This is a genomic window from uncultured Henriciella sp. (assembly GCF_964005855.1).
Lineage (GTDB): Bacteria > Pseudomonadota > Alphaproteobacteria > Caulobacterales > Hyphomonadaceae > Henriciella.
In genome coordinates this window covers 15508-32641 of the sequence record NZ_CAXFSW010000008.1, presented here as the reverse complement: position 1 = coordinate 32641, position 17134 = coordinate 15508, and the positions used below count along the sequence as shown (strand labels likewise).

Annotated in this window: 17 protein-coding genes; 8 read left to right on the top strand and 9 right to left on the bottom strand. The window is 62.4% G+C overall.

Translation table 11 applies throughout. The annotated features are described in order from the left end of the window. Positions 1-18 precede the first annotated feature (18 nt). The 4 genes from ABNU55_RS10450 to ABNU55_RS10435 all read left to right on the top strand — a co-directional run bounded on the left by ABNU55_RS10450 (position 19) and on the right by ABNU55_RS10435 (position 2663). Positions 19-720 carry a hypothetical protein gene (locus ABNU55_RS10450; RefSeq protein WP_290752806.1) on the top strand — a complete coding sequence of 234 codons (702 nt, stop codon included), beginning with the start codon at positions 19-21 and terminating at the stop codon, positions 718-720. A gap of 5 nt (positions 721-725) precedes the next feature. Next, complete coding sequence (locus tag ABNU55_RS10445) at positions 726-1352, top strand: class I SAM-dependent methyltransferase (protein ID WP_290752809.1); 627 nt, start codon at positions 726-728, stop codon at positions 1350-1352. Further along, on the top strand, positions 1342-2154 hold the full coding sequence (locus tag ABNU55_RS10440) for a heme-dependent oxidative N-demethylase subunit alpha family protein (RefSeq protein ID WP_290752812.1): 813 nt from the start codon (positions 1342-1344) through the stop codon (positions 2152-2154). The genes ABNU55_RS10445 and ABNU55_RS10440 overlap by 11 nt, the downstream gene beginning before the upstream one ends. A gap of 71 nt (positions 2155-2225) precedes the next feature. After that, positions 2226-2663 carry an EVE domain-containing protein gene (locus ABNU55_RS10435; RefSeq protein WP_290752815.1) on the top strand — a complete coding sequence of 146 codons (438 nt, stop codon included), beginning with the start codon at positions 2226-2228 and terminating at the stop codon, positions 2661-2663. Here ABNU55_RS10435 and ABNU55_RS10430 read toward each other — a convergent pair. The 3 genes from ABNU55_RS10430 to ABNU55_RS10420 all read right to left on the bottom strand — a co-directional run bounded on the left by ABNU55_RS10430 (position 2660) and on the right by ABNU55_RS10420 (position 5603). Beyond that, positions 2660-3646, bottom strand: a complete 987-nt coding sequence (locus ABNU55_RS10430) for a GNAT family N-acetyltransferase (protein WP_290752819.1) — start codon at positions 3644-3646, stop codon at positions 2660-2662. The genes ABNU55_RS10435 and ABNU55_RS10430 overlap by 4 nt on opposite strands. 109 nt (positions 3647-3755) lie before the next feature. Then, a complete protein-coding gene (locus ABNU55_RS10425) occupies positions 3756-4286 on the bottom strand; it encodes an HAD family hydrolase (RefSeq protein ID WP_290752822.1) in 531 nt (176 codons plus the stop codon). Positions 4287-4343: 57 nt separating this feature from the next. Then, positions 4344-5603, bottom strand: a complete 1260-nt coding sequence (locus tag ABNU55_RS10420; RefSeq protein WP_290752825.1) for a TCR/Tet family MFS transporter — start codon at positions 5601-5603, stop codon at positions 4344-4346. 170 nt (positions 5604-5773) lie between these two features. Between ABNU55_RS10420 and ABNU55_RS10415 the strand changes: the two genes are divergently transcribed. Further along, entirely contained in the window at positions 5774-7603 is a 1830-nt protein-coding gene (locus ABNU55_RS10415; protein ID WP_290752828.1) for a PDZ domain-containing protein, read from the top strand. Positions 7604-7629: 26 nt separating this feature from the next. On the opposite strand, the gene ABNU55_RS10410 is transcribed toward ABNU55_RS10415, so the two are convergent. After that, the gene (locus ABNU55_RS10410; protein ID WP_290752831.1) at positions 7630-8487 is read right to left on the bottom strand and encodes a DMT family transporter; all 858 of its coding nucleotides are present in this window, start codon (positions 8485-8487) and stop codon (positions 7630-7632) included. Positions 8488-8536: 49 nt separating this feature from the next. Continuing rightward, positions 8537-10558 carry a S9 family peptidase gene (locus ABNU55_RS10405; protein ID WP_290752834.1) on the bottom strand — a complete coding sequence of 674 codons (2022 nt, stop codon included), beginning with the start codon at positions 10556-10558 and terminating at the stop codon, positions 8537-8539. A 199-nt stretch (positions 10559-10757) separates the two neighbouring features. Here ABNU55_RS10405 and ABNU55_RS10400 point away from each other — a divergent pair, with 199 nt between their 5' ends. Then, positions 10758-11324 carry a LemA family protein gene (locus ABNU55_RS10400; RefSeq protein WP_290752837.1) on the top strand — a complete coding sequence of 189 codons (567 nt, stop codon included), beginning with the start codon at positions 10758-10760 and terminating at the stop codon, positions 11322-11324. Further along, complete coding sequence (locus ABNU55_RS10395) at positions 11324-13021, top strand: DUF2207 domain-containing protein (protein ID WP_290752840.1); 1698 nt, start codon at positions 11324-11326, stop codon at positions 13019-13021. The genes ABNU55_RS10400 and ABNU55_RS10395 overlap by 1 nt, the downstream gene beginning before the upstream one ends. A 1-nt stretch (position 13022) precedes the next feature. Here the strand turns inward: ABNU55_RS10395 and ABNU55_RS10390 are convergent, their stop codons facing one another. The 3 genes from ABNU55_RS10390 to ABNU55_RS10380 are packed head-to-tail and all read right to left on the bottom strand — an operon-like array spanning position 13023 to position 15450. After that, complete coding sequence (locus ABNU55_RS10390) at positions 13023-13802, bottom strand: crotonase/enoyl-CoA hydratase family protein (protein WP_290752843.1); 780 nt, start codon at positions 13800-13802, stop codon at positions 13023-13025. Further along, positions 13795-14532, bottom strand: a complete 738-nt coding sequence (locus tag ABNU55_RS10385) for a DUF4336 domain-containing protein (RefSeq protein WP_290752846.1) — start codon at positions 14530-14532, stop codon at positions 13795-13797. Before ABNU55_RS10385 ends, ABNU55_RS10390 begins: the two co-directional genes overlap by 8 nt. Before the next feature lie 18 nt (positions 14533-14550). Next, the gene (locus ABNU55_RS10380; RefSeq protein WP_290752848.1) at positions 14551-15450 is read right to left on the bottom strand and encodes an alpha/beta hydrolase; all 900 of its coding nucleotides are present in this window, start codon (positions 15448-15450) and stop codon (positions 14551-14553) included. A gap of 105 nt (positions 15451-15555) precedes the next feature. Here ABNU55_RS10380 and ABNU55_RS10375 point away from each other — a divergent pair, with 105 nt between their 5' ends. Continuing rightward, positions 15556-15918, top strand: coding sequence for a hypothetical protein (locus ABNU55_RS10375; RefSeq protein ID WP_290752850.1), 363 nt, complete (start codon positions 15556-15558; stop codon positions 15916-15918). Positions 15919-15933: 15 nt separating this feature from the next. Here ABNU55_RS10375 and ABNU55_RS10370 read toward each other — a convergent pair whose 3' ends face one another. After that, positions 15934-17115 (bottom strand): VWA domain-containing protein, encoded by a 1182-nt coding sequence (locus ABNU55_RS10370; protein ID WP_290752852.1) that lies wholly within the window; start codon positions 17113-17115, stop codon positions 15934-15936. Positions 17116-17134 lie beyond the last annotated feature (19 nt).

Here is a 17134-nt window from a genome sequence, read left to right as displayed (position 1 = left end):
ACGCCGAATGAGGACGAGATGGGACTGATCTGGTGGATATTGCCGGCGCTTGCCGGTGTGGTCGGCCTCATGCTGACCTTTGCGGGTCTCGGGCGTCTGTTCAAGCTGCGCGTGATTACCGGTGGGCTGAGGTTTCTGTTCGGTGTCGGTTTTCTGGGCGCGGCCGGGATTGGCACCTTCTTCGGCCTGAACCTGCAGACCTATGAACGCCTGACCTATGAGCGCCCCGTGGCGCGGGTGAATTTCGATGCCGTGGACGGTGAAGCGGACGCTTACCGTGTGCGCGTCGTGCTGGCGGGCGGGGGCGATGTGACCTGTTTCGTGCCGGGCGAAGAGGGCGAGCCCTGCGTGCTGCGCGGCGATGAATTCGCCATGGGCGCGCGGGTCATCACCTTCGAGCCGATGGCCAACATGCTCGGCTATGACAGCGTCTACCGGCTCGAATATATGGAAGGGCGCATGAACCAGCGCTACAATACCGAGAACGTGTCCGAAGCGACCAGCAACGGGCTCGCCCTGTCGGAGAATCCCGGCCTCGACGTCTTTGCGCTGGCCCGCGAGCAGGGCGACCGTGTCGGGGTCAAGGGCAGCCAGTTCGGCTCTGCTGTCTACATGCCGATGGAAGACGGGCTCGCCTATGATGTGATGATGACCCAGCAGGGCCTGTCACTGGACCCGGCAAATGCCGCGGCCAAGCAGCGCCTCAGAGGGAGGAGCTGACGCCAATGGGGGTCTGGGACAAATTCATCGTTCCGCCGCTTATCTCCTGCGCGTGCGCGACCAAACCGATCATGAAGCAGCGCGAGAAGGTCGTGCCGCTGGCGAAAGGCCGCGTGCTCGAGCTTGGCTGTGGCTCGGGGACGAATTTTCAGTTCTACCGGCCGGACCAGATCGAACGGCTCTACGCGCTCGAACCGTCGCCGGAGATGATGAAACGCGCACGGGAGGCCGCCAGCGGGCTTGGCTGGGCTGAGCAGATCGAGTTTCTGGAAACGGGCGCTGAGTGCGTGCCGCTGGAGGATGCCTCCATCGATACGGTGGTCATCACTTTCGTCCTTTGTACCATTCCGGACTGGGCCGGCGCGCTGGCAGAGGTCCGGCGCGTGCTCAAGCCCGGCGGCAAGGTCCTGTTCTCCGAACACGGGCTTGCCCCCGACCAGGGCGTTGCGAAATGGCAGCGGCGCATCGAGCCGATATGGAAACCGCTGGCCGGTGGCTGTCATCTCACCCGTGACGCATGCGTCATGTTGCGCGATAGCGGGTTTGTGATGGAAGATGTGCACACCATGTACCTGCCGAGCACACCGAAAATTGCTGGTTTTGTCAGCTGGGGAGAGGCGCGTGCCGCTTAGGTCGCCGCCCTATCTGCCCTTCCTGCACGGTCCGCCGCAGGCGCTTCCGGCGCTGAAGCCTATTCCGGAAAACCGCTGGCTGCTGCCCGATACGGAGATTGAGGCCTGCGAGCTTGAGCGGCTGATGCTGCTGGAGGAACAGGCCGACGAGACGCTGAGAGGCGATGTGGACGGGGCGCCGGCGCGTGAGCTTCTCGCCATGATCAGCGAGGCGGTGAATGTCTCATCGCAATGTCCCGCCGATAGCGCGCTCGGCGTGGCGGCGACGCTCGTCTCCGACGATCTCTGTATCCTGGAGAAGGATGATTACGGCACCTGGCGCCTGACGGCGGCGGCGGTCACCGCGCCGACTTACTGGTCCCTCTTTGAGGCAATGGATGGCACGATAGACGAGCTGCATGAGCCGGTCCCGGATGGATCGCCGCTCCTCTCCTCGCGGGTGAACCGTATCTTTGCCGGCCTTGCGCCCGGCCGGATTCTGGAACGCTTCAACTGGACGGTGCAGGCGGGCGGGGCGCGCTTTACCCCGGAACGCCCGCTGGCGCTGGGCGCCGAACCGGAGGACTTGTTCCTGCGCGTCGAACGCCAGACGGTGCGCAAGCTGCCGGAGACGGGGGCGATCTGTTTTACCATTCGTGTCTGTCTCGACCCGCTGCTGCCTATCCTCACCAATGACGACCTCAGGGAGTGTTTTGAGGATGCGTGGATCGGTGCCGACAGGGCCATCCGCGCCTATAAGGGCTGGGACGAGATGGAGACGCTTGTCCGCGAGGCCTGCCTGCAATCGGCGGCGACCGGCTAGAGCCGCCTGTCGATCTCGTGCGAATCTGCGCTTAAGTCTGCGCGGACGACTGAATCTGAAGGAGTTTCGCGATGGCATACTGGCTGTTCAAATCCGAGCCGTTCAAATGGGGCTGGGATGACCAGACCAAGGCGGGCGAAAAAGGTACCCAGTGGACCGGCGTGCGCAACTATCAGGCGCGCAATTTCATGCGGGACATGAAGGTCGGCGACAAGGGCTTCTTCTATCACTCGAACAAGGGGCTGGAGGTCGTCGGTATCGTTGAGGTGTCGGCTGAGAGCTATCAGGACAAGACCACCGATGACGAACGCTGGGACGCGGTCGACCTGGTTGCCGTCTGCGACATGCCCGAGCCTGTGACCCTCAAGGCGGTGAAGGCCAATGAGGCGCTCGAGGACATGGCGCTGGTGACGTCCTTCCGCCTGTCGGTGCAGCCGGTCAAGGAAGACGAATGGATGGAAGTCTGCCGGATGGGCGGGCTCAACGGGAAGACGCTGAAGCCGCTCTAGGCGCGCTTCAGCCTTGCAGCGGGATAGGACATGGCGACGTCGGCGCGGCCATACCGCCCGGCAGACCGCTCCAGGATCGATGCGTCATGCTCGAATCCTGCTTTCTCATAGAGATGGATGGCAGCCTCGCACTTTCTGTTGGTGAGCAGAAATAGCTCAGCCATCGGCATGGTGCGCGCTTCGGCAAGGGTACGCTCCAGCAGGAACTCGCCCGCACGCCGCCCACGCGCCGCCGCGCGCACGCCCATCTTGGTCAGTTCGAAACTGTCGCCTTCGACCCGCATCAGGGCGCAGGTGCCGATAATGCCCAGATCTTCGGTGGCAACGAAAAGGATCCGGCCGCCCCGGTCCAGAATCCGCTCGCGGGGGTGTTCGATGATGGCGAGATCTTCCGGCTCGAGGGTGAACATGTCTTCCACCCATTCCTTCGTGATGTCCGCAAAATCGGCTGCCAGCGCGTCTTCATAGGGGACGATGGTGAGGCCTCCGGGATTCATTTCCTGGCGGCGCGCCATCACGCGGTCTTCCAGGGACTGCGCGTCGAGGGCCTCTTCCATGCGGGCGACAAGGCTCAGCACGTCGCCGTCTGGCCCCGCGCAGATGTCAGCTGCGGCGGCATCGATATAGGGCCAGATATTGTGCTTCATGCTGGTCACGAGCTTCTGGCCTTCCGGCGTCAGGCTGATGCGTTTCGAGCGCTTGTCGCCGGGCACGCCGTCCAGCCGGGTGAGGCCCAGCGCCTTGAGTGAATTATGGATACGGGTGACGCCGGGCTGGCTCGCATTCAGGCGGTCGACGGCCTCGCTGACCGTCATCGGGCCGAAACGGTCGAGCGCCGAGAGCAGGGAGAACTGGCTCGGCTGCATCGGGAAGCCCATCGCGGCATGGGCGCGGCCCGCATCGGCCTGCATGCGTTCGGCCAGACGCTTGAGACGGCTGCCAAGGGCGAGGTGCCCGCTCATTTCGAGGATGTCGATGCTCATGGTAACCTCCATTCCAAACACGTTATATAACATGTTATGTTAGGGGGCGGAGTCAATACATTTCAGACCATCGGTGGCAGTTTTTGTCTGGGAAAGGGGGCAGGGCGGCTCAGCCGCGCGCGCCATCCTCAAAACTTGCAAGCGCCCATTCGGCAAATGTTGCGATATTGCCGCCCCTGAAAAGGAAGGCGCCGACGCCGGCCGCCCTGGCAGCTTCCATATCGGTTTCCTTGTCGCCGATCAGGAAGCTCTGCTCGCGGTTGACGTTGAAGTCCGCCATGGCCTGCAGGAGCATGCCGGGGCCGGGCTTTCTGTCGATGCTGGATTTGCGATAGCGCGCCACTTCGCCCTCTTCATGCCAGGGGGCGTGGTAGAATCTGTCGATCCGCGCGCCGGCCGCTTCCAGTTCGGCTTCCATATGGGCGTGCAGCGTGTGCATGTCGGCTTCGGTATAGAGCCCGCGCGCAATGCCCGACTGGTTGGTCACGACGAACACGAACCAGCCGCGCCGGTTGAAGTTGGCGACGCATTCGCGGGCCCCGTCCACCCATTCGAAATCCTCGACGCGGCTGACATAGCCCCGGTCGACGTTCAGGACGCCGTCGCGGTCAAGGAAAAGGGCGGGGCGTCGATCAGCCATGGCTCTGCTTCTAGGCGAATGGGAGGCGGCAGGCCAGATGGAGTCTGGTCTCGATTCTCACTCTGCGGGCGCGAGCTGTTCGACTTCTTCGCGATTGGCCCGCACACCGAGATAGAAGGGCAGAAGGCACAGCGTTGTCAGCACCGCCGCCAAAAGGAAGGACGCGCCCGGAAAGTAGATGTCCGCCTCGCGCGAGGAAAAGGCGTGTAGTGTCTGGGTCATCAGGAGCGGCGCGAAGATGATCGAGAAGGCATTGAGGCTGGCGGTGGCGCCCTGAAGCTCGCCTTGCGCATTTCGCGGCGTGAGACCTGACATGATCTGGTTGAGGGCCGGGCCGAAAATGCCGCCAAGCGCGCTCAGCGGGATAATCGCATAGATCATCCAGCCCTGAACCGCGATGGAATAGAGCGCCAGCGCAAAGATCATGATGAGGATGCCATAGAGGGCGGTACGTAGAGGCCCGAACCGCTTGATCGATGGGCCGATCAGGAAGACCTGCGTCAGGGCGGAGCCAAGGCCGACACAGGCCAGTGAGAAGCCGATCTGCGCCTCCGACCAGTTGTAGCGGATGTCGGCATAGAAGTTCCAGGTCGAGGGGAAGACGCTGTGGGCGAACTGGAAGATGCCGAATGTAACGATGAACCAGGCGACTTTCGGGACCTTGGAGAAGTGTTTCACCGCCCCGAACGGATTGGCGCGGCGTAGCTCAAAGGCGCGCCTGTGTTCCGGCTTTAGCGATTCCGGCAGGACGAAAAAGCCGTAGAGGAAATTGATGACCGAAAGGACCGCCGCCCCAAAGAAGGGCAGGCGCGTATCGATGGCGCCGAGCAGGCCGCCGATAGCGGGGCCGAGGATGAAACCAATGCCGAAGGCGGCACCGATCATCCCGAAGGCCTTGCCGCGGTCTTCAGGTTCTGTGACGTCGGCAATATAGGCGTTGGCGGTCGAGAAGGTTGCCGATGAAATGCCGGTCAGCGCGCGCCCGATAAAGAGTAGCCAGACGGAGTCTGCGAGACCCATGATGATGAAATCCATGCCCAGCGTGGCAATGGAGACCAGAAGGATAGGGCGCCGGCCAAAACGGTCGGACAGATTGCCGATCGTGGGCATCGCCGCGAAGTTCAGGATGCCATAGGTCGCCATCAGATAGCCGCCGATCACCACGGTTTCGGCGGCAGGCTGACCGGTAAGCTCGGACAGCAGCGAAGGCATGACCGGGATGATGATGCCAAAGCCGATCATGTCCATCGCCACGCAGACGATGACGAACAGGAAGGCATTCTTCCCATGTTTCCGGGTGGCGGGGGCCTCAGTCATGGAGAGTGCCAATGGCCGGGATCGACGCCGCCGTCAATTGCTCATGATGCAGGCTGGAAAGAGAAGAGGCGGCGGTCCGGGGCGAAGCCCGGTCTCGCGCCAGCTCGTCTGGTCCTTTGCCCGATTCATCGCTTATATGCGTGCCAGACGAAGCAAGAGGAGTCCGGTCCATGCGCGTAACCCTACTGAGTTCTTCCGCCCTTTTATTGTCGGCGGGGGCCTGGGCGCAGGACGCGCCGGTCTCCTATGAGGTGTCCTTCCCCAATGCGGTTCACCATGAGGCGGAGGTCGCCGTGACCTTCCGCGAGCTGGAAGATGCACCGCTCACGGTGCGCATGTCGCGCGCCTCGCCGGGCCGGTATGCGATCCATGAGTTTGCAAAGAATGTGTATGCCCTGCGCGCCGTCGATGCGGCCGGGGAGCCGCTGACGGTGACACAGGACGATCCCTATTCCTGGACCGTGCCGGACCATGGCGGCGAAGTGACGGTGTTCTATACGCTCTATGGCGACCGCGCGGACGGTACCTATTCACAGATCGACACCACCCATGCGCATCTCAACATGCCGGCGACGCTGCTCTGGGCCGAAGGGCTGGAGGACCGGCCTGCCGAGATCAGCTTCGAGCCGGTCTCGCCGGACTGGAAGGCGGCGACGCAGCTTGTGCCGGGAGATGCGCCGATGCGGTTTACCGCGCCGGACCTTCAATATCTGATGGACAGCCCGACCGAGCTTTCCGACTTCGACCTGCGCGAATGGACGATTGGCGAGGGCGAGTCTGCCCAGACCATCCGGCTCGCCGTCCACCATGAGGGCACTGAGGAAGATGTCGACAGCTTCGCTGAGATGGCGAAGAAGGTGGTCGATGAGCAGATCGCCCTGTTCGGCGAGGCGCCCCGCTTCGACCATGGCACCTATACATTCATTGCCGGCTACCTGCCCTATGTCAGCGGCGACGGTATGGAGCATCGCAACTCGACGGTGATTACCAGTTCGTCTGGACTTTACGAGGCGGAGTTCGATCAGATCGGCACCCTGTCGCATGAGTTTATCCATGCCTGGAATGTCGAGCGTCTCCGCCCGGCCGAGCTTCAGCCTTTCGATTTCACCAAAGCCAATCCGACGACGAGCCTCTGGTTCGCAGAAGGTTTTACCAGCTATTATGGGCCGCTCACCCTCCTGCGGGCTGGCGAGGAGGAGGTGGATGAGTATCTCACCAGCCTCGCACGCACGCTGAGCTATGTGCAGAACGGCGCGGGCCGGGACCTGCGCTCCCCAATGGATATGAGCCTGCGCGCGGCTTTTGTGGACGCGGCGACCGCCATCGACCCGGACAATAATGCCAACACATTCGTGTCCTACTATTCCTATGGCGCCATGATCGCTCTCGCGCTGGACCTGGAGCTGCGCGGCAAGTTCGAGGGGCTGTCGCTCGACGATTATATGCGCCGCCTCTGGCAGAAATTCGGAAAGACCGAAACGCCATACACGCATGAAGACCTTGTCCAGACGCTTGGCGAGGTGACCGGCGACGCGGCGTTCGCGGAAGGCTTTTTCGACGCCTATATCGAGACCCGGGAACTGCCGGACTATGGCCCGCTGCTCGCGCAGGCCGGTCTTGAGCTGGCGCCTGCAAATCCGGAAAAAGCATGGCTGGGCGCGACGTTTGAGACAGATGGCCCTGTCGTGAAGATCGCGTCGAACACGGTCCGCGGCACGCCGCTCTATGAGGCTGGGCTCGATCGCGGTGACCAGATCGTTCGCATCGGTCGTTTCAGCGTGAAATCGCCCGCGGATGTCGAGGCCGCCCTGGCGCGCCATGAGCCCGGTGACAGTGTTGAGGTCGCTTATGTCTCGCGCACGGGGGAGGGGAGCGTTTCGGTCACGCTCGCCGGGGACCCGGCGCTCAAGATCACGCGTAAGGAGGCCGGCGAGGAAACCCTGTCTGAGACAGAACAGCGTTTCCGTGAAGCCTGGCTGGGTGTCGGAGAGGCCGAGTAGGGCCAGGGGCCGCAGGAAGACGAGCTTCAGGCGCGCGCTTTCCGGCGGCTGAGGCTGGCCAGCGCGACGCCGCCGAGGATCAGCGCAGTCGCGATGAGGAAGCGCACGGTCAGCGGCTCTTCAAGGAAAATCATGCCGCCAAGCGCGGCGATGGCCGGGACGGTAAGCTGCGCAATGGCCGCGAGGCTGGCGCTGAGATCACGGAGCGCCGCATACCAGATCGCATAGCCGAGCGCCGAGGTGATTGCGCCGGAGGCCAGCGCATAGGCGGCGCCTTCCACGGATGGCGCGCTTTCGCCGGAAACAAGCAAAGCAGGCAAGCCGATGAGCAGGCTGAGCGCTGCCGCGCGCGCGAAATTCCCGGCGGTGAGCAGGGTGGGCTGGCGCTGGTTGCGTCCGCGAAGCGAATAGATGCCCCAGCCGACCCCGGCGACGGCCATGAGGAGGGCGCCAGTCAGCGGCGGCGCCTGAAGCCCCGGCATCAGCAGCCAGACAAGTCCGCCGACAGCGAGCGCCATTCCGGCCCAGCGCGCTGCGGAGAGGCGCTCTCCAATCGCGAGGCCCCAGCCGATCATGGTAATCTGGACCAGGGCGAAGAGAATGAGCGCGCCGGTTCCGGTGGTGAGCGAGAGATAGGCGAGTGAAAAGAAGGCCGCATAGGCCAGAAGCGCGGCGGCGGACGCCCAGCTTCCGGCGCGCACGGCACGTCCGGGTGAGACGATGAGGGCGAGCACCAGGGCTCCGGACAGGATGCGCAGCAGCGTGAAGGCCCACGGGCCGGCTTCACCGCCCGCCATGGCAAGGCGTGCCAGGACGGAATTGGCGGCAAAGGCCGTCATCGCAAGCCCGGTGATGAAGAAGAGGCGAAGGGCAGACGGCATCATGGGCCCCGATGCCTGAAAGCGGGGCACATGACCAGTGTTTGCACCCGCGCTATTCGGCCGTTTCGCCGGTCAGCTGTTCCTCGAGAAAGTTGGCCTGACGACGGAAATAGTAGAGCTGGTTCTTCAGCTTGCGCCAGCCATGCCCCTCGTCCGGGATTCGGATATAAGGGGTCTCGATCCCGTTCTCGCGCAGCGTCTTCACCATGATTTCGGTCTCGGAGATATCGATGCGCGGGTCCTGAACGCCGTGCGAGTAGAGCACGGGCACCTTGATATTGTCAGCCAGCGCAACCGGCGAATTTTCGGTGTAGTAGTCGACCCATTCCTGCTCGCTGATGTCACCATACTCGATCCGGTCGGAAGCTTTCAGGGACGGCGAGGCGACCTGCAGGGCGGTGACCCAGTTGCCGACGCCGAAAAGCGCCGCGCCTGCATCGAAAGCATCCGGATAGAGCGCGAGGACGGCGTTCACCATATAGCCGCCATAGGAGCCGCCAACCACGGCGGCCCGGCTGGTATCCACACGTCCGTCCGCTTCAAGCGCGGCAAGCATGTCGATGAGGTCACGCACGCTGTCGCGGCGTTTTTTCTGGTCGTCCAGCGTGACATAGGTCCGCCCGAAGCCGGTCGAGCCGCGCACATTCGGTTCAAAGACTGCAAGACCGCGGTCCAGATGGTACTGCACAACCGCATCGAAGTTTGCGACGGACTGGCCGGTTGGCCCGCCATGCACGAAGAAGATCACCGGCGGTGGCCCGTCTGCCTCACGGGAGCTTTCATCGGGCAGGTAAAGCAGGCCTTGCAGCTCGACGCCGTCGCGCGCCGTCATGCGCACGCTCTCCGGGCGGATAAGGCGATCCGGGTCCAGGCCAGCATAGTCAGAGGCAAACACCTGGTCGAGTTCTCCGGTTTCGAGATCCATGACGTAGACATCACCCGGTGTGCGCCAGCCATTTACGTGGATGGAGAGTTTGGCCCCGGTCAATGGGCAGCTCGTCTGGTACTGACCTTCTGGCAGCAGACTCGTGTCCAGGCCTGCCGGCTCTCCCTCCCGGTCTATATGCAGACGGTCGAAGCCGTCGGCATTCTCGGTATAGATCATGTACTCGCCGCTCTCACCGCAGAGTATCACGCCGCCGAGGTCATGGTCAGCCGATTTGACGGTGGTCGTCTCGCCAGTGGCGAGATCATAGCGTGTGATGGCCGAGAATTCGCGGCCGTCATTGGTGGAGAAATAGAAGCCCGAAGAGTCCGGCAGCCAGGCAAACCCGCCGTCAGCATGGTTGGCGCGCGGATCGGGCTTCGCGATGGTTGTCATCTCGCGGCTTTCGATGTCGAGCAGGTAGAGATTATCGGAATCCTCGCCCACACTCTCACTGACGATGAGCTTTGTGCCATCGGGCGAAATCTCGTGCGCATAGAAGCCGAAGACGCCTTCATAAAGGCGCGCGGTCTCTCCGGTGGAGAGGTCGGCAATGTAGATATCGAAATCCTCGCCATTGCGCTCGGTCGAGGCGAAGGCGACGGTTTCGCCGTCACGGCCAAAATCACCAAAGACGCGGAAGCCGCCTTCGACGGCAGGCAGGACCAGCGCTTCCGATGAACCGTCTGCCGCGATGCGGTAATAGCTTTCCTGCTCATTGCCGTCATTGTCGGCGCCGTAGACCAGTGTCTCGCTGTCGGGGGCCCAGGCGGAGAATGTGATGCCATTGCCAAATGTCAGCTGCCGGGGCTGGCCGCCCTCTGCCGGCAGCGTCCAGAGCTGCGCCTCACCGGTCACGTCCCAGCGGAAGGCGATCGTTTCACCGTCTGGCGAGAGACCGGCTCCGCCTGCGCCGCTCGCCAGAAGGTAGCGCGCAATATTGGCCGGGTCCTGTCCGGCGAGGCCGACATTGACTGCTTCGTCTTCGGGGCTCATCGCTTCAATTGACATGTCGGGGCCTGCCTGGCCGCCATAGGAGCCGTTTTCTGCTGCGGTGTCTCCAACGTCCGCTGGGGCCTCGGGGGACTGCGCGAGGCCCGCAAGGGCAAGCAGCGATGAACCAAAGGCGAGCAGCAGGGCTTTGTGCATGGACGTCCTCCTTGTAAGAGCGCTTTTCGGTGCGCCGCGCGGTCCGGCCTGTCAACCTGGCGCGACCCGGGCCCGCGCAATGACCGGCATATGCCTGTTTCTTGAGCGAAGGAGAAACATAGGCGTTTGGGTTTTTGGCTTAACAGGGCGCGATCTTTCCCCGATAATCGGCTGCGATGTTGCGAGGAGGAAAGCCTGCATGACCGCTGTTCTGGTCGTGAGCGGATTGATTGTCGCGCTACTTGTGCTGGCTATCGTGCTCTACAATCGTCTGGTTGCGAAGCGCCAGATGGTGAACAATGGCTGGGCCGATATCGATGTCCAGCTGAAGCGCCGGGCCGATCTCATCCCCTCTCTCGTCGCCACTGTGCGCGGCTATGCCAGCCATGAACGCCAGCTGTTCGAGGAGATTGTCGAAAAGCGCAACCGTGCGCGCGAGGCCGGCGACGATGCGGCCGCACGCGGGGCGGCGGAAAGTGCGCTGTCGCATCCGCTTGGGCGGCTGATCGCGCTGGGCGAGGGCTATCCTGAGCTCAAAGCGAGCGCCAATTTCAAGGACCTCCAGGACGACCTTGCCGACACTGAAAACAAGATCGAGATGGCGAGGCGCTTCTATAATGGTGCGGTGCGCGAGCTGAATACCGCTGTCGAGACCTTCCCCGGCAATGTCATTGCCGGCCCGTTCGGCTTCCATCAGGCTGCTTATTTCGAGATCGAGACGGCGGACCGGGCCGTGCCGGAGGTCGAATTCGGAGGCAAGTCGTAATGACGCGTTTTCTGGCCCTTGTTTGCGTTCTTCTTGTCGCGGCGTTTCCGGCCGTAGGTGAAGAGGTCATCAATCGCTTCGATGTCGAGATAGATGTCGCGCAGGATGGAGATATCGTCGTTACCGAAGCCATTACGGTCAACGCCGAAGGCTATCAGATAAAGCGCGGGATCTTCCGCGACCTGCCGCGCTACTTCGAGAGCAAGGGCGACCGGCTTCGCTATGATTATGACATCCTGTCGGTTGAACGGGACGGCAATGACGAGCCTTACGAGACCTCATCGGAGGGCAATGCCTATCGTATCCGCATCGGGGATCCGGACCGCCGTCTCAGCGCCGGCGAACACCTTTATGAGATCAGCTACCGGGTAAAGAACCAGATCCGGTATTTTCCCGATCATGACGAACTCTACTGGAACGTCACGGGTAGCTATTGGGATTTTCCAATTCTCTCTGCCAGTGCCCGCATCCTGCTTCCGGACGGCGCGGAGGTCACAGGCCAGTCGGGGTACACAGGGGCGCAGGGCAGCACGCAGAGCGCCTATCGTTACAGCGAGAGCGGCGGTGCCCATGTTTTCCAAACGACAGAGCCGCTTGCGCGCCATGAGGGGCTGACGATTTCGCTTAGCCTTGAGAAGGGCGCGATTGCTCCGCTTTCGGCCGGCGATCAGCGCGCGCTCTGGTGGCAGCGCCATGGGGCGCTGGCTGTGCTGCTCGCCTCGCTCATTGGTGTCTTCGTCTTTCTCTACCGGTCCTGGAACCGGGTCGGGCGCGATCCAGAGCGCGGGCCCGTCTTTCCGCTCTACGAACCGCCAGCGGGTTATTCACCTGCCGCCTGTCATTACATCTATCATCGCGGCTTCAGCGATCATGACGCGCTGACTGCGACGCTCATAAATCTCGGCATCAAGGGCCGGATCGATATCGAGGTGCATGAGTGGAAGGGCACAATTCTGACGCCTATGCCTGTGGAAGGTGCGCAAAGACTGCCCAATGAGGAATGGCTGGTCATGCGCAAGCTCTTTTCCGAAGGGCCCTTCACACTCGGCAAGCGCGAAGACAAGACATTCAGCGCCGCCTATCAGGCGTTCCGGGCGAAAGTCTCGGAGAAGTTCGGGCCTGACTATTTCCGTTGGAATCTTGGCTATACGCTCATTGCCATCGCGCTCTCTGCGGTTGCGATCATCTTTGCCATTATTCATGCGACGAACTGGAATAGCTGGCTGACCGGCCTCGTCATCGCCATCGCCCTGGTCAACGGTTTGTTCATGTACCTGATGCCGGCTGCGACCCAGAAGGGCGAGGAGATCCGCACCAAGATCAAGGGGTTTCGCCTCTATATGGAGACAGCTGAAAAGCTGCAGCTCAACGCCGCCGAAGTGGGCGGGAAGACCCCGCCGCCCATGACGAAGGAGCGTTACGAGACCTTCCTGCCTTATGCGGTGGCACTTGGGGTCGAGGAGCCCTGGACGGAACATTTCGAAAAGCTGCTGCCCCGGGAAGCAGCCGACTATCATCCCGCCTGGAGCGCGGCGCATGTCGGGCGGGGCTCGGCCTCCAGTCTCAACAGGGCGATTGCCACAAATCTCAGCGCCGCTGTGGTCGCCTCCATGCCGCAAAGCTCGTCCTCCTCCGGTGCAGGAGGCGGGGGCTTTTCCGGCGGCGGGGGCGGCGGCGGCGGTGGTGGCGGCTGGTAGGCTAGAACTTGCCGTGCCGGCCGCTGCCGGACTTGAAGCGTGTTGCGCCAGCCTGCGTTTCCCCCGTCTCAATGACCTTTATCCCGCCTTCGATTTCGGCGCGCAGCGCGGCCTGTTCATCAAGGCCCCACTGGCTGAGCACGGAGGCGCGGTCGGTGCGCATGCAGACCTGAGGAAAGCCGGCAATGTCGCGGGCAAGGGCCTTCGCGGCCTCAAGGGCGCCGCCAGCTTCGGCGCGGCGATTGGCAAGGCCGATTTCGAGCGCTTCATCGGTGCCGACTTCGCGTCCTGTCAGTACCAGATCCATGGCGCGGGACTGGCCGATCAGGCGGGGCAGGCGGATCGTACCGCCATCGATCAGCGGCACACCGAAGCGGCGGCAGAACACACCGAACCTGGCGGTTTCGCTGGCCACGCGCAGGTCGCACCAAACGGCGAGCTCCAGACCGCCTGCGACGGCATAGCCTTCAACAGCAGCAATGACGGGTTTGGACAGGCTAAGGCGCGAAGGGCCCATCGGGCCAAGATCGCCGTCGGGCGTGGTAATATTGCCGCGTCCTTCAGAGACAGCTTTCAGGTCGGCGCCTGCACAGAAATTGCCGCCCGCGCCGGTCAGGATGGCCACGGACAGGCTGTCATCGGCATCGAACGCCTTGAAAGTCTCATAGAGCGCCTGCGCGGTGTCGCGGTCGACCGCATTGCGTGCCTGCGGGCGGTTGATCGTGACGGTGAGGATGTCGCTATCGGTCTCTGTCAGGACCAGCCTGTTTTCATCAGCCAATTGAGGGCTCCTTCTTGTCTTGTATCAGCCAGGAAAAGGACTGGCGGAGAAAGGCATCTGCGCCCGTATCGATCCATTCGCCATGGGCCATGATGACACGGTCCGGCCTGGCCGACATGACCTTTGCCAGTGCCTGGCGGGCAGGCTTGCGGTTCAGCCAGCTCAGCCGCCATTCCAGCGGCGCATGGCCCTTGCCGGCCACAATGCCGACGGCTTTCGCGATGACACGCTGCCAGCTCTTCCAGTGGCGTTTCAGGAAATCCTCGCTGAAATTTTCCGACAGGTCGGCCAGGATGAGGGTACGTGTCGGCTCATGCACGAAGGCGATTTCGTCCATGAAGAAGGAGCCCCGGAACCAGGCCTGGGTGATGACGCCCTGCCAGCTCTCTGGCGCTGTATCTTCCAGCGGCGCCTCGAAGGGAAGCGTGTCGCACTTCTTTATGGTGGCTTGCGGGCCCCAGAGTTTGGCCTCCGGCCAGGCTTTGTGCCACTCGACGAGGAACAGGTAATGGATGGGGTTCGGGCTGACGAGATGGGCCACCGGCCCCAGCGCCTCCACCTCTGACTTGAGCGCCTCTGAGAGCGCAATGGGGGACCAGACCCAGAGCCCGCCATCCGGAAGGCGGATGATAATCATCCGGGTCGGGTAGGGCATGCCATGAAAGTTGACGAGAGGTCCTTCACCCAGCCAGAGGCCGGTATCGATCTGCTGCAGGGGTTTGTCATTCATGGTCAGTCCGGGCGGCTCCTAGGGTTTGTGCTGGTCAAGGAAGGATTTGATACGCGCGACCAGAGGCCCGGCCATCGCTTTCGGCATGTCATGGCCCCAGCCATCGAAGAGTTCGATTTCGGCGCCGGGGATGCGTTTTGCAATATCCTCTCCTGCGGCCGGTCGGATAAGCGGGTCGATGGCGCCGTGCAGGACGAGGGTCGGGGCTTTCACCTGCGACAGCCGTTCATGCCAGCGCGGCTGGGCGAGGATGGCGGCGTATTGCCGGGCCACGCCCATGGGCCGGTCGGACCGCTCGAAACAGGCCTTAGACATCGCCCGGATCTCTTCATCGCTGGACCGGATGCCATCCCTGGAGCCGATCACGCGGCGCGAGTCCACCGAGATATCGGCAACCGCATCAGCGGTGCGCATTTCCGGCTGGGCCGTCAGCGCCTTCTGGGCTTCGGGGGTGGACGGCGGCAGGGACGGGTCGCCCGACGTGGTCATCACGGGAATGAGGGTGCGAACCTTGTCCGGATGGTTGAGCGCCATGAGCTGGACAATCATACCGCCCATGGAAAAGCCCATCACATCGGCCTTGTCTGCACCGAGGGCCGTGATGAGGGCGGCGGCATCGGCCGCCATATCGTTGAGGACATAGGGCACTTCGCCGCTCATATCCTTGCCCTCGCGAAGGCCGTTGATGATGTCCCCGGGAGCGGGTGGAACCTCATTGGTGAACTCGGTCGAAAGGCCAATATCGCGATTGTCGAAGATGACGACGCGGCGGCCGGCGCTGGCGAGACCGTCCAGCAGCTCCTGAGGGAAGGTGATCATCTGGGCGGAAAAACCGGACACCAGAAGCAGCATCGGGTCATCCGGCGAACCGGTTTCACGATATTCCAGCTCTATGCCATTGGCCTTGATCCGGGGCATGGGCGCGTCTCCTCATCCTGTTCTGTTTTTAAGATTTAGAAGGGTTGCCGCAGGGGCTGTAAAGGCGTTGTCTGATAGGTGCGTCGCAATCACCCGGAGCCGCCAGTGAGACCCCTCTTCTTTCTGCCCATCGCGCTGCTGGCCGTTGCGGGGGCCTGTTCACCGGCTGGCGAAACGCCGGAATCCCCGCCCACACCCCCTGCGCAGGAGCAGGGTGCGGAAGCCATGCCTGCCTCACCAGCGTCGCAACCGGCTGATGAAGCTGCGGAGGATGTTTCATGCCGGTCAGAGCTGGGGGAAGAGGCGGCCGCCGAGCTGGTCGATCAGTGCATCCAGATGTCCCCGGCGACCCATCCACCCTGCAATGCGCAGAATAGCTGCCAGATGATCCGCGACGAGATTGCGCGCGGCTGCAATTTCGGCGATGGGGCCGGCAATCCGGACTTCTGCGCGCAGTATGAAGAGTAATCGCCCGGGCCGCGTCTAGCGGCTCAGCTCCTTCATCGCATCCTCAAGGCCCTGCAGGGTCATCTCGAACATGCGGCCGGGGCCGATCAGCTCATTGATGAGCTTGATGGAGCCGGTGTACTCCCATGCGCCGGCCTTGACCGGATTGAGCCAGACGAAATTCGGGAACTGGTTCACGAAACGCTGGAGCCAGAGGCCGCCCGCTTCCTCGTTCCAGTGTTCGACCGAACCGCCCGCATAGGTGATCTCATAGGGGCTCATCGTGGCATCGCCGACAACGATGACCTTATAGTCTGACGGATATTTATGGAGCACGTCCCAAGTCGGGATACGCTCATTCATGCGGCGGCGATTGTCCTTCCACAGGCCCTCATAGATGCAGTTGTGGAAGTAGTAGTATTCGAGGTTCTTGATCTCTGAACGCGCCGCTGAGAACAGCTCTTCCATGACGCGGATGTGCGGGTCCATGGAGCCGCCGACATCCATCAGCAGGAGGACAGAGACCGTGTTGCGCTTTTCGGGCCGCATCTCGATGTCGAGATAGCCCTGCTTGGCCGTCTTGCGGATCGTGCTGTCGAGGTCGAGTTCCTCATCGGCGCCTTCGCGGGCCCATTTGCGCAGGCGCTTCATCGCAACCTTTATGTTGCGCGTGCCGATCTCGACACTGTCATCGTAATTCTTGAATTCGCGCTTGTCCCAGACCTTCACCGCCCGGCGGTGGCGGGACTTTTCCTGGCCGATACGCACGCCTTCGGGATTGTAGCCATTCGCCCCGAAAGGCGATGTGCCGCCCGTGCCGATCCATTTATTGCCGCCTTCATGGCGCTTTTTCTGCTCTTCGAGCCGCTCTTTCAGCGTCTCCATGAGCTTCTCGAAGCCGCCCATCGCCTCGATCTCGTCCATTTCCTCCTTGGTGAGGAATTTCTCCGACATCTTGCGCAGCCATTCCTCCGGCAGGTCCTGCACATCGACAGCGTCCTGCATCGTGTCGAGCCCCTTGAAGACATGGGAGAAGACGCGGTCGAACTTGTCGAGATTGCGCTCATCCTTCACCAGAGCGGCGCGCGAAAGATAATAGAAGTCCTCGACCTCCATATCGATCACTTCCTTGTCCATCGCCTCCAGCAGAAGGAGGTATTCCTTCAGCGTGACGGGGATCTTGGCCGAACGGAGTTCATTGAAGAAGTTGAGGAACATGGGGCGTCTCGCTTTTCTC

Coding starts and splice junctions, on each gene's coding strand:
- ABNU55_RS10415 (WP_290752828.1), top strand. CDS start 5,774: ATGCGCGTAACCCTACTGAGTTCTTCCGCCCTTTTATTGTCGGCGGGG.
- ABNU55_RS10370 (WP_290752852.1), bottom strand. CDS start 17,115: ATGTTCCTCAACTTCTTCAATGAACTCCGTTCGGCCAAGATCCCCGTC.
- ABNU55_RS10435 (WP_290752815.1), top strand. CDS start 2,226: ATGGCATACTGGCTGTTCAAATCCGAGCCGTTCAAATGGGGCTGGGAT.
- ABNU55_RS10385 (WP_290752846.1), bottom strand. CDS start 14,532: ATGAATGACAAACCCCTGCAGCAGATCGATACCGGCCTCTGGCTGGGT.
- ABNU55_RS10445 (WP_290752809.1), top strand. CDS start 726: ATGGGGGTCTGGGACAAATTCATCGTTCCGCCGCTTATCTCCTGCGCG.
- ABNU55_RS10410 (WP_290752831.1), bottom strand. CDS start 8,487: ATGATGCCGTCTGCCCTTCGCCTCTTCTTCATCACCGGGCTTGCGATG.
- ABNU55_RS10420 (WP_290752825.1), bottom strand. CDS start 5,603: ATGACTGAGGCCCCCGCCACCCGGAAACATGGGAAGAATGCCTTCCTG.
- ABNU55_RS10450 (WP_290752806.1), top strand. CDS start 19: ATGGGACTGATCTGGTGGATATTGCCGGCGCTTGCCGGTGTGGTCGGC.
- ABNU55_RS10380 (WP_290752848.1), bottom strand. CDS start 15,450: ATGCCCCGGATCAAGGCCAATGGCATAGAGCTGGAATATCGTGAAACC.
- ABNU55_RS10405 (WP_290752834.1), bottom strand. CDS start 10,558: ATGCACAAAGCCCTGCTGCTCGCCTTTGGTTCATCGCTGCTTGCCCTT.
- ABNU55_RS10400 (WP_290752837.1), top strand. CDS start 10,758: ATGACCGCTGTTCTGGTCGTGAGCGGATTGATTGTCGCGCTACTTGTG.
- ABNU55_RS10430 (WP_290752819.1), bottom strand. CDS start 3,646: ATGAGCATCGACATCCTCGAAATGAGCGGGCACCTCGCCCTTGGCAGC.
- ABNU55_RS10395 (WP_290752840.1), top strand. CDS start 11,324: ATGACGCGTTTTCTGGCCCTTGTTTGCGTTCTTCTTGTCGCGGCGTTT.
- ABNU55_RS10425 (WP_290752822.1), bottom strand. CDS start 4,286: ATGGCTGATCGACGCCCCGCCCTTTTCCTTGACCGCGACGGCGTCCTG.